Source organism: Lysinibacillus sp. CNPSo 3705 (assembly GCF_028674935.1).
GTDB lineage: Bacteria > Bacillota > Bacilli > Bacillales_A > Planococcaceae > Lysinibacillus.
Genome location: NZ_JAQZSD010000193.1, coordinates 1 through 479, shown reverse-complemented (window position 1 = coordinate 479; position 479 = coordinate 1). Strand labels below are relative to the sequence as shown.

The window sequence follows — 479 nt, the reverse complement described above, 5'->3', positions numbered from 1 at the left end:
AAATGTGCCGGGGTGGCGGAACTGGCAGACGCACAGGACTTAAAATCCTGCGGTAGGTGACTACCGTGCCGGTTCGATTCCGGCCCTCGGCACCATTTTTTTATTTTAATAATTAGCGCCCGTAGCTCAATTGGATAGAGCGTCTGACTACGGATCAGAAGGTTATGGGTTCGACTCCTGTCGGGCGCGCCAATATAACAAACGGGAAGTAGCTCAGCTTGGTAGAGCACTTGGTTTGGGACCAAGGGGTCGCAGGTTCGAATCCTGTCTTCCCGACCATTTCCTAAAATTAACACGGGGCCTTAGCTCAGCTGGGAGAGCGCCTGCCTTGCACGCAGGAGGTCAGCGGTTCGATCCCGCTAGGCTCCACCAATTAAAACAAATGAACCTTGAAAACTGAACAAGCAAAACGTAATCAATAAAGTTTTTACTAGCTAACCTTGAGTTAGTGAACGAAACAAAATTTTGGACATCAAACA

General features: G+C 48.9%; 4 tRNA genes. All 4 read left to right on the top strand.

Annotated features, from left to right (window positions below):
• The first annotated feature begins 6 nt into the window (after positions 1-6).
• Positions 7-95: transfer RNA gene (locus PVA17_RS24990), tRNA-Leu, on the top strand.
• 20 nt (positions 96-115) lie between these two features.
• Positions 116-192, top strand: a tRNA-Arg gene (locus PVA17_RS24985).
• A 10-nt stretch (positions 193-202) separates the two neighbouring features.
• Positions 203-279, top strand: a tRNA-Pro gene (locus PVA17_RS24980).
• A 17-nt stretch (positions 280-296) separates the two neighbouring features.
• A tRNA-Ala gene (locus PVA17_RS24975) sits at positions 297-372 on the top strand.
• The last annotated feature ends 107 nt before the right edge of the window (positions 373-479 follow it).